General features: G+C 72.8%; 11 protein-coding genes. 6 read left to right on the forward strand and 5 right to left on the reverse strand.

Features of this window, described 5'->3' with window-relative positions; all coding sequences use genetic code 11:
* Entirely contained in the window at positions 1-894 is an 894-nt protein-coding gene (locus tag ABL310_RS22305; RefSeq protein ID WP_349369195.1) for an SMP-30/gluconolactonase/LRE family protein, read from the reverse strand.
* A 199-nt stretch (positions 895-1,093) separates the two neighbouring features.
* Here ABL310_RS22305 and ABL310_RS22310 point away from each other — a divergent pair, with 199 nt between their 5' ends.
* A complete protein-coding gene (locus ABL310_RS22310) occupies positions 1,094-2,335 on the forward strand; it encodes an ABC transporter substrate-binding protein (protein WP_349369196.1) in 1,242 nt (413 codons plus the stop codon).
* 22 nt (positions 2,336-2,357) lie between these two features.
* On the opposite strand, the gene ABL310_RS22315 is transcribed toward ABL310_RS22310, so the two are convergent.
* Both ABL310_RS22315 and ABL310_RS22320 read right to left on the reverse strand, forming a co-directional pair.
* Positions 2,358-2,978, reverse strand: a complete 621-nt coding sequence (locus ABL310_RS22315; protein ID WP_349369197.1) for an HD domain-containing protein — start codon at positions 2,976-2,978, stop codon at positions 2,358-2,360.
* 81 nt (positions 2,979-3,059) lie between these two features.
* Positions 3,060-4,079, reverse strand: coding sequence for an SDR family NAD(P)-dependent oxidoreductase (locus ABL310_RS22320; RefSeq protein ID WP_349369198.1), 1,020 nt, complete (start codon positions 4,077-4,079; stop codon positions 3,060-3,062).
* A 193-nt stretch (positions 4,080-4,272) separates the two neighbouring features.
* Here ABL310_RS22320 and ABL310_RS22325 point away from each other — a divergent pair, with 193 nt between their 5' ends.
* Positions 4,273-5,511: an MFS transporter gene (locus ABL310_RS22325; protein WP_349369199.1), complete on the forward strand. Its 1,239-nt coding sequence runs from the start codon at positions 4,273-4,275 to the stop codon at positions 5,509-5,511.
* Positions 5,512-5,515: 4 nt separating this feature from the next.
* Here ABL310_RS22325 and ABL310_RS22330 read toward each other — a convergent pair whose 3' ends face one another.
* Positions 5,516-6,283, reverse strand: coding sequence for a hypothetical protein (locus ABL310_RS22330; protein WP_349369200.1), 768 nt, complete (start codon positions 6,281-6,283; stop codon positions 5,516-5,518).
* Between the two features lie 24 nt (positions 6,284-6,307).
* Here ABL310_RS22330 and ABL310_RS22335 point away from each other — a divergent pair, with 24 nt between their 5' ends.
* Both ABL310_RS22335 and ABL310_RS22340 read left to right on the forward strand, forming a co-directional pair.
* Positions 6,308-7,285 carry an MDR family oxidoreductase gene (locus tag ABL310_RS22335; protein ID WP_349369201.1) on the forward strand — a complete coding sequence of 326 codons (978 nt, stop codon included), beginning with the start codon at positions 6,308-6,310 and terminating at the stop codon, positions 7,283-7,285.
* A gap of 42 nt (positions 7,286-7,327) precedes the next feature.
* Complete coding sequence (locus ABL310_RS22340) at positions 7,328-8,539, forward strand: multidrug effflux MFS transporter (protein ID WP_349369202.1); 1,212 nt, start codon at positions 7,328-7,330, stop codon at positions 8,537-8,539.
* Here ABL310_RS22340 and ABL310_RS22345 read toward each other — a convergent pair.
* On the reverse strand, positions 8,533-10,728 hold the full coding sequence (locus ABL310_RS22345) for a PBP1A family penicillin-binding protein (RefSeq protein WP_349369203.1): 2,196 nt from the start codon (positions 10,726-10,728) through the stop codon (positions 8,533-8,535). The genes ABL310_RS22340 and ABL310_RS22345 overlap by 7 nt on opposite strands.
* A 232-nt stretch (positions 10,729-10,960) precedes the next feature.
* Here ABL310_RS22345 and ABL310_RS22350 point away from each other — a divergent pair, with 232 nt between their 5' ends.
* A complete protein-coding gene (locus tag ABL310_RS22350) occupies positions 10,961-11,977 on the forward strand; it encodes an ABC transporter substrate-binding protein (RefSeq protein ID WP_349369204.1) in 1,017 nt (338 codons plus the stop codon).
* Positions 11,978-12,070: 93 nt separating this feature from the next.
* Positions 12,071-12,886, forward strand: a complete 816-nt coding sequence (locus tag ABL310_RS22355; RefSeq protein WP_349369205.1) for an ABC transporter ATP-binding protein — start codon at positions 12,071-12,073, stop codon at positions 12,884-12,886.
* Positions 12,887-12,894: the final 8 nt, after the last annotated feature.

Genomic DNA, 12,894 nt, shown 5'->3' on the forward strand with positions numbered 1-12,894 from the left:
CTAGCCCGCCGGCGCGAACACCTGCGCCGGCAGCCCCGTCGCATCCGTCTTCGTGCGGAACAGATGCCCCGCCAGCCGATCGTGCGGTCGGGCGCGCGCCGCGGTTGCGATGTAGAGGGTGTCGAGATCCGGCCCGCCGAAGGTCGCCTTGGTCACGTCGGGCGTCGGCAGCGCGACCATGCCGCGGCGCGTCCCGTCGGGCCCGACGCGCAGGATGCGGCCCGCGCCGTGCATGGCGATCCACAGATCGCCGTCGTCCCCGACCGCGACGCCGTCGGGCAGGCCCTCCTCGTCGCCGAGATCGAGGAAGAGGCGCGGCGCGCCCAGCCGCGGCGCGCCGGCGCGCGCATCGCCCACCGGCCGCGCGTCGATGCGCTTTCCCGTCGTGTCGATCGTGTAGAGCGTCGCGCCGTCGGGCGAGAGCACGGGGCCGTTCGTCACCACGAAGCCGTCCGCGAAGGTGGACACCGCGCGGCCGTCGTAGGCGTGGAAGGCGCCCGTGGCGGCCTCCTCGTCGGCGTCCATGGTCGAGAACCAGAGCGTGCCGTCGGGCCCGACGACGGCGTCGTTGCAGCGGTTGCCCGGCAGGTCCGGCTCGACCGCGGCGAGATCACGGATCGTGCGGTCGATCAGGTCGAACAGGACGAGCCGGCTCTGCAGCCCGGCGAGGACGACGTCCGGGTCGGGGGTGAGCGCGACGAAGCCGACGCGCTCCGGCAGCTCGGTGGCGTGCGCCTCGCCGGCGGCGACGTCCAGCCGCCAGATGGAGGGCGCGGCGATGTCGACCCACAGCACGGCGCCGATCCGGTGGTCCCAGACCGGGCCCTCGCCGAGCCCCGCGCCGCAGGCCGCCGCGATCGCCGGGGTGCCGTCGTGCCTGATCGCCGCCGCCAAGATCTCCTCCCGCGCAGAAGTGCGAGCCACCTATGTTAGACCGGAACGGCGAAGCCGCGTTCGCGTTCCCGTCAGCCGGTTGTCCCGCCGCCTGCGACGCGCTACAGCGAGGCTCGCCCTCGGGCGGGCCGCACGCGCACCAGGCGCTCGGCGCGGCCACGGGACAGGACGGGCCACGCCCGACGAAGAGGACCTCCCCATGACGAACGCCATCGCGACGCCTCGGCGCGCCCGCGCCGCCCTCCTCGCCGCGCTCGGCGCCGCCGCCCTCGCGCTCGGCCCCGTCGGCGCGCTGGCGCAGGCGAGCGGCGAGCCGGTCAAGGTCGGCGAGCTGAACTCCTACTCGAACTTCGCCGCCTTCACCGTGCCCTATCGCCAGGGCTTCCAGATGGCGTTCGAGGAGATCAACGAGGCCGGCGGCGTGCTCGGTGGGCGACCGATCGAGGTGATCTCCCGCGACGACGGCGCCTCCCCCGCCGACGCGACCCGCGTCGCCGAGGAGCTCGTCACCCGCGAGGGGGTGTCCTTCGTCTTCGGCAGCCTGCTCTCGAACGTCGGCGTGGCGCTGGCGGACTTCGCCAACCAGCGCGAGATCCTCTACATCGCCGCCGAGCCGCTCACCGACGCGCTCACGATGGAGCAGGGCAACCGCTACACCTACCGGATCCGCCCCTCCACCTACATGCAGGTGAAGATGCTGGTGGAGGAGGCGCAGGCCTCGGGCGCCACGCGCTGGGCGATCGTCGCGCCGAACTACGAGTACGGCCAGTCCGCCGCCGCCGTGTTCAAGCGGCTGCTCTCCGAGGCCTTGCCGGAGGCGGAGATCGTCGCCGAACAGTACCCGGCGCTCAACCGCATCGACGCGGGCGCCACCGTCTCGGCCATCGAGCAGGCGAGCCCGGACGGGATCTTCAACGTGCTCTTCGGCGGCGACCTCGTGCAGTTCGTCCGCCAGGGCGACGTGCGCGGCCTGTTCGAGGACCGCACCGTGGTGAGCCTGCTCACCGGCGAGCCGGAATGGTACCTGCCGCTCGGCGAGGAGGTGCCGCAGGGCTGGATCGTCACCGGCTATCCCTGGCAGGACATCGAGGACGAGACGCACCGCGCCTTCATCGAGGCCTATCGGGCGCGCTGGGACGAGACCCCGCGGCTCGGCTCGCTGCTCGGCTACATGGTCGGCTACATGATCCGCGACATGCTGGAGACCGCCGGCTCCACCGAGACCGAGGCTCTCCTGTCGGCCCTCGAGGGCGCCACCTTCGATACGGTTCTGGGCGAGATCTCGATCCGCCCGGAGGACAACCAGGCCACCATGGGCGCCTGGGTCGGCGCGCTCGTCGAGGAAGGCGGCACGGGCGCCATGGACGAGTGGGACTACAAGGACGGCGCCGACTACCTGCCGCCGCTCGACGCGGTGCGCGAGGCGCGGCCGGACCTGTGATCGAGAAGGAGCGCGGGGCGCCTCACGCCCCGTGCTTCGCTCTCAGCGCCGCGACGTCCTCCCCCGCCGCGGCGAGCTTCTCCTCCGCCTGGGCGCGCACGGCGCGGGCGAAGGCGGCGAGCGTGGGGTCGTGGGCCGAGGGCGCGTCCATCTTGGTGTAGACGAGGTCGCGCTCGAGCGGCTCCCACGTGGCGAGGTCGGCGAGGTTGTGCTGGACCTGGACCTCGAGGTTGTCGAGCGCCCGCGCGAAGCGCGCCTCCGGCGTCGCCCCGTCCTCGAATTCCCGCCAGAGAGCCGCGATTTCCGCGCCGACGTCCTCGGGGAGCATCGCCCGGATCTCGTCCATGGCGGCGGCCTCGGCCCGCGCCTTCGCCGCCTTGCGCGCGCTCACCTCGAAGGACGGGATGTCGCCGACGAGAACCTCGGCGATGTCGTGGACGACGACGAGCTTCAGCGTGTGGGCGAGATCGACCGGATGCGCGAGCCGGCGATGCAGCGCGATCGCCATCAGCGCCATCATCCAGGTGTGCTCCGCCACGCTCTCCCGGCGTCCGTCGGCGAGCCAGGAATGGCGCATCTCGCGCTTGAGCCGCTCGGCGAGACCGAGGAAGGCGAGAATGCGGGAGAGGTCGTCGTCGGGCATGCGGGGGCTCGGGCGGGTCGCGTTCAGCGGGCGCGCGAGCCTCGCCCGATCGCCGGGCCGAGGCAACCCCGACGTTCGCCCTCAGTGCGTGACGACCCGCGACCCCTGGCGCATGGTCGGATGGCGCGCGGCGCGGCGCGCCCGCATGGGCCGCGAGGCGCGCCAGGCGGAATAGCGCGCGTCCTGCGGCGAGCGCGTCTGCGGCCCGCGGTCGCGGCCGACGCCGAGCGCGTAGGCGAGGCCGGCGACGAGGAGGCCCGCGCCGGCAGCCAGCGCGGCGGCGGCGACGGGGTGGATCTGCGCCTCGAGCGCGAGGCTCGTCTCGCGGCGCGGCGTGGCCCGCCCCATCCGCCGCGCCAGGCCCGGCGCGATCTCGCCGAGCGCGCCGGCGGCGAACCCGCCCGCGCCGACGACGAGCGTGCGCCGGCGATGCTCCACGGCGAACAGCACCGCCCGGGCGACGACGGCGGGATCGTAGGCCGGTCCCTCCTCCGCGGCGTGGGCGGCGGGCGCGCCCTCGCCGACGGCGCTCGGCTTGACCAGCGTCACCGAGACCGGCGCGCCCTGCGCCTCCAGCTCGCGGCGAAGGCCGCCGGCGAAGGCCTCGATCGCGCCGCGCGCCGCGCCGTAGGGGGCGTGCCGGGCGAGCGCGCGGTCGGCGAAGGCGCCGCCGACGACGACGATGGCGCCGCCGCGCCGGCGCAGGTGCCGCGCCGCCTCGATGGCGCCGTGCGCGGCGCTCCAGTAGAGCGTGTCGAACAGGAGCCGCTGGTCCGAAGCGGGGGCGACGAGGGCGTCCCCGGCGGTGACGCTCGGCGCGGTCGAGATCCAGGCGTCGAAACCGCCGAAGGCGGCCTGCGCCACCTGCGCGACCCGGCGCGCCTCCTCCGGCTCGGAGACGTCCGCCTCCACGGTGACGACGCGCGCGCCCCGCGCGCCGAGCTCGCTCGCGATCCGGGTCAAGGCGCCGCCGTTGCGGGCGGCGAGGACGAGCCGCGCCCCGCGGGCGGCGGCCTCGCGCGCGACCGCGAGGCCGATCCCGCCCGACGCTCCGGTGATCACCAGGATCTGATGCGCGATCGGCTTGAGGCTGACGGTCATAAGCGCCCCCTTTCGACGTGTCGTGGACCTGCAATCGGCGGGAAACGGACGCCGCCGACGGCCGGTTCCGGACACGGTCGGCACGGCCATCAACAGACGTGATGGGGGCCATTCCGAAACGGCGCTTTGCCGCGGCCGGGCATGGCGTATGCTGCGTGCGCTGTCGTCCCGTTCCCGTCGGAGCCCCGCCCGCATGTCCGCCCCCGCCGCCGCGCCGCGCCCCAGCCGCGTCGCACCCGAGATCGTCATCGCCGCGGGATGCCTGATCGCGCTCGTCACCTTCGGGCCGCGGGCGTCGGCGGGCCTGTTCCAGGTGCCGATGACGACGGATTACGGCTGGGGGCGCGACGTCTTCGGGCTCGCCATCGCCATCCAGAACCTGCTCTGGGGCGTCGGCCAGCCTTTCGCGGGGGCGATCGCCGACCGGTTCGGGACCGTGCGCGTCCTCATCGGCGGCGCACTGCTCTACGCCGCCGGGCTCCTGGTCATGGCCTGGGCCTCGACGCCGGCCATGCTCCACATCGGCGGCGGCATCCTCATCGGCTTCGGCCTCGCCGGCGCCTCGTTCAACCTCGTGCTCGGCGCCTTCGGCAAGCTCCTGCCGGAGGAATGGCGGCCGATGGCCTTCGGCATGGGCACCGCGGCGGGCTCCTTCGGCCAGTTCCTGTTCCCGCCCATCGGCAACGCGCTGATCTCGGCGGTGGGCTGGCAGGACGCGCTCGTCTGGTTCGCGGCGATCATGCTGATCGTGCTGCCGCTCTCGCTCGCCCTCGCCACGCGCGCCCAGGGCGCCGGGGCGGCGAAGGACGAAGGACCGAAGCAATCGATCGCGCAGGCGCTGGCGGAGGCGTTCCGCCACCGCTCCTACGTGCTGCTGGTGACGGGCTTCTTCACCTGCGGCTTCCAGCTCGCCTTCATCACCGCGCACCTGCCGGCCTACCTGAAGGATGCCGGCCTCTCGGCCTCGATCGGCGGCTGGACGCTCGCCGTCATCGGCCTCGCCAACGCGGTGGGCTCGCTCGGCGCCGGCTGGCTCTCGACGCGCATGCCCAAGCGCTACATCCTCGCCTGGATCTATCTCGGGCGCGCCGTCGCCATCGCGGCCTTCATCCTGATGCCCGCCTCGCCCGCCTCGGCCATCCTGTTCGGGATCACGATCGGCCTCCTGTGGCTCTCCACCGTGCCGCCGACCTCGGCCCTGGTGATGGTGATGTTCGGCACGCGCTACATGGCGATGCTCTACGGCTTCGCCTTCTTCTCCCACCAGCTCGGCGGCTTCTTCGGCGTCTGGCTCGGCGGCATCCTCTACGAGGCGACCGGCGGCTACGCGCTCGTCTGGTGGCTGTCGGTGGCGCTGGGGATCGCGTCCGCGCTGATCAACCTGCCGATCGTGGAGAAGCCGGTGGCGCGGCTGGCGGCGAAGCCGGCGTGAGGAGTCACTCGCGCGCGTCGCGGGAGGCCGGGGCCGCGGGCGCGGTCTCGGCCGGCACGGCGGTCGCCGCCGCGACCTCGCTGTGCACGAGCTCGCGCATCTGCGCGCCGAAATCGTAGACCGCCGGGAACGAGGCGGCCATCACCGCCAGCACCGCGACCATGACGCCCGCGACGACCCAGGTATGCGTGCGCGACGCGCGCGCCTCCGCGTGCACCTCGGCCCGCAGGGAGGAGAGCTCGCCGCGAAAGGTGTTGCTCTCGCCGCGCAGCTCGCTGCGGACCGAACCGATCTCGACGCGGACCGAACCGATCTCGGTGCGGAGCTCGTCGCGGATGGAGCCGATCTCGCTGCGGACCTCGTCTCGGACCGAACCGACCTCGCTGCGCACCGAGTTGATGTCGCCGCGGACGGAGCCGATGTCGCCGCGCAGCGAATGCACCTCGCCGCGGATGGAATTCACCTCGTCGCGCGTGAACTGAAGCTGCGCGATGATGACGTCGAGCTTGCCCTCGACGCGCGCGAAGTTTCCGTCCGTCCGCGCTTCGCTCGCGGCGATCATGGCCGCGGTCTCCTCGCGCGTCGGCGCCGTCATCGCCTGCTCCCTCGCCGCCTGCGCCATCGCCCCCGCCAGCCCCGTGAACGTCGTCTGTCGACCGAAGCACAGCTCGAGCGGGATTGCAACGAATAGTGAACGGCAATCCAGCGCAGGTGATCGCGCACCCCCCTTGCCCTCGCCGCGCCCGCGGTGTGAACTCGCGCGACCCGTCAACGCCGAACCTCGCGGAGAAGCCCCATGCGCGCCGTCGTCATCGAGAAGACCGAAACCGGCACCGAGGCCGCGCTGAAGGACTTTCCCGAGACGGAGCTGATGGAGGGCGACGTCACCGTGCGGGTGACCCACTCGACCGTGAACTACAAGGACGGGCTCGCCCTTCTCGGCAAGGCGCCCGTCGTGCGCCGCTTCCCGATGATCGGGGGAATCGACGCCGCCGGGACGGTCGAGACGTCGACCCATCCCGCCTGGAAGCCGGGCGACGCCGTCGTGCTCACGGGCTGGGGCGTGGGCGAGACGCATCTCGGCGGCTACGCGGAGACGCTGCGCGTGCCGGGCGACTGGCTCGTGCCGCTCCCCGACGGCATGAGCGCCGCGCAGGCGATGGCGATCGGCACGGCGGGGCTGACGGCGGCGCTCTGCGTGCTGGCGCTCGAGCGCCATGGGCTGACGCCCGACGCCGGGCCGGCGCTCGTGACCGGCGCGGCCGGCGGGGTCGGCTCGGTCGCCGTGGCGCTCCTCGCCGCATCCGGCTGGCGCGTGATCGCCGCGACGGGCCGGCCCGAGGAGGAGGGCTACCTGAAGGGCCTCGGTGCGGCCGAGATCCTGCCGCGCGCCGAGCTGACCGGGCCGGGCAAGCCATTGGCGAAGGCGCGCTGGGCGGCGGGCGTCGACACGGTCGGCGGGACGATGCTCGCCAACGCGCTCTCGATGACCATGGCCGACGGCGCGATCGCCGCCTGCGGCAATGCCGGCGGCATGGACCTGCCGACCTCGGTCGCGCCCTTCATCCTGCGCGGCGTCGCGCTGCTCGGCGTCAATTCCGTCCCGGCGCCGATCCCGCTCCGGCGGCAGGCCTGGGACCGCCTGGCCCGCGATCTCGACACGGACGCCTTCGCCGCGATGACGACGACGATCCCTCTCGAAGGCGTCTTCGACGCGGCGCGCGACATCCTCGCCGGCAAGGTGCGCGGGCGCGTCGTCGTCGAGATCGGCTGAGCCCGTACAGACAAAGCCGCCGCCCGGGGCTAGAGGAGCGGCATGCGCTCCGCTCCCTTCCGGCTGCGGCCGGACACGCTCGCCCTCACCGCGACCCTCGCGCTGCTCACATCGCTGGGGCCGCTGTCGACCGACATGTACCTGCCGGCCCTGCCGGCGATCGCGGCGTCGCTCGAGGCGACGACGGCCGAGACCCAGGCGACGCTCTCGGGCTTCCTCGTCGGCTTCGCCTGCGGCCAGTTCATCTACGGCCCGCTCTCGGACCGGATCGGCCGCAAGCCGCTCCTCGTCGCGGGGCTCGCGCTCTTTCTGCTGGCCACGGCGGCCTGCGCTCTGGCGCCCTCGATCGAGGCGCTGTCGGCGGCGCGCTTCGTGCAGGCGCTCGGCGCGTCGGGGCCGATCGTGCTCGCCCGCGCCATCGTGCGCGATCTCTACGAGGGCCCGCGCGCCGGGCGGGAGCTCTCGCGGATGGGGACGATCATGGGACTCGTGCCGGCGCTGGCGCCGATCCTCGGCGGGCTGATCTTCGCGGCCTTCGGCTGGCGGGCGATCTTCTCGGCGATCGCCGTCGGCGGCGTCCTCCTCGCCTTCCTCGTGGTGGCGGCCCTGCCGGAGACGCTGCGCGCCCGCGATCCCGCCCCGCTCTCGCTCCTCGCCATCCTGCGCGGCTTTCGCGACCTCCTGCGCCACCCGGCCTACCGGAGCTACGTGGCGCTGACGACGCTGACCTATTCCGGCCTGTTCGCCTTCATCTCGGGCTCGAGCTTCGTCCTTCAGGGCGCCTACGGCCTCTCCGAGATCGCCTTCGCCTTCTCCTTCGCGCTGATGGTGGCGGGCTTCATCGCGGGAACGCTCGTGGCGCAGCGGGTCGTTCCCGGACGCGGGCTCGACGGCACGATCGCGCTCGGCGTCGCGGCGCAGGCGACGGGCGGGGCCCTGATGCTCGCCCTCGCGCTGATCGGGACGGGCTCGTCCTTCGAGATCACCGGCCCGATGGCGCTCTACGCGCTCGGCGTCGGGCTGACCATGCCGCAATCGCTGGCGGCCGCGATGCAGCCCTTCCCCGAGCGGGCGGGCGCGGCCTCCTCGCTGATGGGCATCAGCCAGATGTCGGTCGCGGCGCTGGTCGGCATCGGGCTCGCGGCCGCGGTGGCGCGCACGCCGCTCGCGCTGCCGATGGGCATCGCGCTCCTCGGCGCGCTGGCGGCCGTCGTCTTCGCCCTCTCGCGCGGAGCGCGCGCGGCGCGTCAGTAGATCCCGAAGATCCGCTCGATGAAGCCCGGCTCGGTGGGGCGCTGCCAGTCGGAGTTCTCGTTGGCGAGCGGCGCGGGCGGTCCGCCGGCCACCGGCACCCCGGGGAAGAGCTCCTGCGGCGCCTGCCAGCCGCCGCCGGGCAGCGCGACCGGCGTCTCTGGCCCGAGCGCCGCGCTCATCGTCCGGCTCCAGATCGCGACCGGCAGGTTGCCGCCGGACGCACGCCGGGTCGGCGTGCCGTCGTCGTTGCCGACCCACACGCCGGTGACGAGCGCGCCGGTATAGCCCACGAACCAGGCATCGCGGAAGTTCTGGCTGGTGCCGGTCTTGCCCGCGGCCTCCCAGCCGGGCAGCTCGGCGCGGCGCCCGGTGCCGATGGTCAGCGTCTCGCGCATCATGGCGTTCATCATCGCGACGTGCCGCGGCTCGACAACGCGGCCGAGGCCCACCGCGCCGCGGCGATAGAGGATCGGCCCGTCGGCGGAATGAATCTCGGAGATCACGTAGGGGATCACGCCCTCCCCGCCATTGGCGAAGGCGGCGTAGGCGCCGGTGAGCTCGAGGGGCGTCACCTCGGAGGTGCCGAGCGCGATCGAGGCGTTGCTCTCCATCGGCGAGGCGACGCCGAGGCGCTGGGCCGTGCGCACCACCTCGCGCGGGCCGACCTCGGCCGCGAGCTGCGCCGCGATCGTGTTGAGCGAGAGCGCCAGCGCCTCGCGCAGGGGGACGGGGCCGCGGAAGTCGCGCGAATAGTTCTCCGGCTCCCAGTTGCCGATGCGCACCGGCTGGTCGACACGGATCGTGTCCGGCGTGAGCCCCGCTTCGAGCGCGGCGAGATAGACGAAGGGCTTGAAGGCCGAGCCCGGCTGGCGCCTGGCCTGGGTGGCGCGGTTGAACTGGCTTGCAGCATAGTCGCGCCCGCCGACGAGGGCGACGATGGCGCCGTCGGGGCGCATGGAGACCACCGCGCCCTGAGCCACGCCGTAACGCTCGCCCTCGGCGGCGAGCTCGGCGTCGAGCGCTTCCTCGGCGGCGGACTGGATGCGCGGGTCGATCGTGGTCATCACCACGATGTCGGTCTCCACCGTGCCGATGAAGTCGTCGAGCACGTCCATGACGTAGTCGGCGGCGTAGTTGGCCGTGCCGTTGCCCTTCGGCCGCGCGGCCGCGGCGGGGCGGGCGAGGGCGGTGGCGAGCTGCGTCTCGCCGATCATGCCCTCCTCGCGCATGGCGCGCAGAACCAGCTCGGCGCGGGCGCGGGCGCCGGACAGGTTTCGGGTCGGCGCGAGCCGCGAGGGCTGCTGCACGAGGCCCGCCAGCATCGCCGCCTCGGAGAGGGAGACGTCGCGCGCCGACTTGTCGAAATAGCGCCGCGCCGCCGCCTCGACGCCGTAGGCGCCGGCGCCGAAATAGACGCGGTTCATGTAGAGCTCGAGGATCTCGGCCTTGGCATAGGTCCGCTCCAGCCAGAGCGCCAGGATCGCCTCCTGGATCTTGCGCGAGATCGTCCGCTCCTGGGTGAGGAACAGGTTCTTGGCGAGCTGCTGGGTGAGCGTCGAGCCGCCGTGCAGGCCGCTGTCGCCGCGCAGGTTGGTGACGATCGCGCGGGCGACGCCCTGCGGGTCGATGCCCCAATGCGAGAAGAAGCGCCGATCCTCGATGGCGACGAAGGCCTGCGGCAGGTAGTCCGGCAGCTCCTCGTAGGGCACGTTCGAGCCGCCGGTCTCGCCGCGATTGGCGAGCAGCGTGCCGTCGGCGGCGAGGATGGCGATGTTGGGCGGGCGCTTGGGCACCTCGAGCTGGTCGATCGGCGGCAATTGCGTGGCGTGATAGGCGACGATTCCCGCCACCGCGATCAGCGCCCAGATGCCGAGCACGACGGTGGAATAGAACAGCGAGCCGATCAGCGAGCGCCGTCGGCGCGGCCGCCCGCCGCGGCGTCCCCCGCCGCGGGAAGGCGGGCGGCGGCCGGGGCCGCGCTCCGGCCCGGCGGCGCGGCGCGGGGCCTTCGCGGCGGAAGGCTTCGCGGCTTTCGCGGAGGAAGGCTTCGCCCCGGCGCGGCGGCGCCCGGCGGCGGTCGGGCCGCCGGCGCGATCGCTCGGCGAGAGGCGCAGGTCGAGGTCGTCCGCTCGCGGCGCCTCGAAGCCCGGCTCCCGCCGCCCGCGCCCGCCTCGGTCGAAACCGCCCATGAAGCCCTCTTTCCGCTCGTCTCGCCGCCCCGGATGCACGCACGTTCCAAGAGAGATAGAATGTGGCGGTTTAACGGGGCATGAACGATGCGCGCGCAACCGGCCGCGCCCTCTTGCCCCAGCCCGCCCCGCGGCACGGCCCTTGCCAAGTTCCCGCGGCCTCGCGAGGATGGGTTCCCGCGCGGTGGGCGTGCCCACGCTTTAGGCAGATGAACAGGCAGGGATAGGCACCATGAAGCTTTCTTCCACCGCGGCGCTCGCGGCCGCCGCCTCGGCGCTGGCGCTCGCCGCCGGGTCGGCCGCCGCGCAGGACCTGCGCGAGATCCGCTACGGCACGAACTGGGTCGCCCAGGCCGAGCACGGCGGCTACTACCAGGCGGTCGTCGACGGCACCTACGCGGCCTGCGGCCTCGACGTCGAGATCGTGCCCGGCGGCCCGCAGGCCAACAACCGCATGCTCCTGCCCGTCGGCCGCATCGACTTCTACATGGGCGGCAACATGATCCAGGCCTTCTCGGCCGTCCAGGAGGAGATCCCGACGCTCGTGGTGGCGGCGAACTTCCAGAAGGATCCGCAGATCCTGATGTCGCATCCGGGCGTCTACGACACGTTCGAGAGCCTGAAGGACTCGGACAACATCCTCGTCTCCCGCGAGGGTCTCGCCACCTACTACCAGTGGCTGATCACCGAGCACGGCTTCGACGAGGAGAGCACCAAGCCCTACACCTTCAACCCGGCGCCCTTCATCGCCGACGAGACGGCGGTGCAGCAGGGCTACCTCACCTCCGAGCCCTACGCCATCGAGAAGGAAGCGGGCTTCACGCCCAACGTCTTCCTGCTGGCGGATCACGGCTTCGACACCTATTCCACCACGATCGAGACGCGTCGGGAGCTGGTCGAGAACGAGCCCGAGGTGGTGGAGTGCTTCGTGAACGGCTCCGCCATCGGCTGGTACAACTTCCTCTACGGGGACAATGCGGCCGCGCTCGAGGCGATCAAGGCCGATAATCCCGAGATGACCGACGACAAGCTCGCCTACTCGATCGAGAAGCTGAAGGAATACGGCATCGTCGATTCCGGCGACACGCTCGAGATGGGCATCGGCGCCATGACCGACGCGCGCATGAAGAGCTTCTTCGACAAGATGGTCGCGGCGGGCCTGTTTTCGGCCGATCTCGACTACACCCAGGCCTACACGCTCGACTTCGTCAACCAGAAGGTCGGGATGGAGCTGAAGCCCGCGCAGTGACGCGCGACTTTGACGGCCGGCCGCGGGGCGCGCGCTCCGCGACCGGCCGCGTGTTTCCCCTGTGACGCCGCGAGCGGCGCGAAGACGAGAGCGATGAGCCCGAGCCCAGCCAGACAGGAGCACGCGCCCGTGCGGGCGGAAACGCTCGTCTCCCTGCGCGGCGTCGACAAGACCTTCGCCAACGGCACCACCGCGCTCTCCGGCCTCGACCTCGACATCCGCGAGAACGAGTTCGTCTCCCTGCTCGGCCCCTCCGGCTGCGGCAAGTCGACGGCCCTGCGCATCCTGGCGGGCCTCATCCCGGCGAGCCGCGGCGCGGTCGACTGGGCCGGCGGCGGCGACGTCGACGCGCATCGCGGCGAGATCGGCTTCGTCTTCCAGGAGCCGACACTGATGCCCTGGGCGAGCGTCGCCGACAACGTCTACCTGCCGCTGCGCCTGCGCGGCGTCTCCCGGCGGCATGCGCAGGACGCGATCGACTTCTGCCTCGATCTCGTCGGCCTCTCGAAGTTCGCCGAGGCCTATCCGCGCGAGCTCTCCGGCGGCATGAAGATGCGCGTCTCCATCGCCCGCGCCCTGTCGCTGCGGCCGAAGATCCTGCTGATGGACGAGCCCTTCGCGGCGCTCGACGAGATCACCCGCTTCAAGCTCAACGACGACCTCCTGCGCCTGCAGGGCGAGTTCGGCTGCACGGTCGTCTTCGTCACCCATTCGGTGTACGAAAGCGTCTACCTGTCGACGCGGATCGTGGTGATGGCGGCGCGGCCGGGGCGGATCGTCGAGGAGATCGAGGTGGCGGCCCCCCATCCGCGCACGGAGGCGTTCCGCACGACGCCGCTCTACGGCGAGCTCTGCCGCCGGGCGAGCGCGGCGCTCCACGGCGCCATGGGCGCCGACGAGCATCTGTGAGGGAGGCC

Source organism: Salinarimonas sp. (assembly GCF_040111675.1).
Taxonomy (GTDB): Bacteria; Pseudomonadota; Alphaproteobacteria; order Rhizobiales; family Beijerinckiaceae; genus Salinarimonas.

What these genes read in the sequence shown, in the direction of transcription:
- ABL310_RS22325 (WP_349369199.1), top strand. Translation starts at nt 4,273, where the DNA reads ATGTCCGCCCCCGCCGCCGCGCCGCGCCCCAGCCGCGTCGCACCCGAG.
- ABL310_RS22340 (WP_349369202.1), top strand. Translation starts at nt 7,328, where the DNA reads ATGCGCTCCGCTCCCTTCCGGCTGCGGCCGGACACGCTCGCCCTCACC.
- ABL310_RS22355 (WP_349369205.1), top strand. Translation starts at nt 12,071, where the DNA reads ATGAGCCCGAGCCCAGCCAGACAGGAGCACGCGCCCGTGCGGGCGGAA.
- ABL310_RS22310 (WP_349369196.1), top strand. Translation starts at nt 1,094, where the DNA reads ATGACGAACGCCATCGCGACGCCTCGGCGCGCCCGCGCCGCCCTCCTC.
- ABL310_RS22345 (WP_349369203.1), bottom strand. Translation starts at nt 10,728, where the DNA reads ATGGGCGGTTTCGACCGAGGCGGGCGCGGGCGGCGGGAGCCGGGCTTC.
- ABL310_RS22320 (WP_349369198.1), bottom strand. Translation starts at nt 4,079, where the DNA reads ATGACCGTCAGCCTCAAGCCGATCGCGCATCAGATCCTGGTGATCACC.
- ABL310_RS22315 (WP_349369197.1), bottom strand. Translation starts at nt 2,978, where the DNA reads ATGCCCGACGACGACCTCTCCCGCATTCTCGCCTTCCTCGGTCTCGCC.
- ABL310_RS22350 (WP_349369204.1), top strand. Translation starts at nt 10,961, where the DNA reads ATGAAGCTTTCTTCCACCGCGGCGCTCGCGGCCGCCGCCTCGGCGCTG.
- ABL310_RS22335 (WP_349369201.1), top strand. Translation starts at nt 6,308, where the DNA reads ATGCGCGCCGTCGTCATCGAGAAGACCGAAACCGGCACCGAGGCCGCG.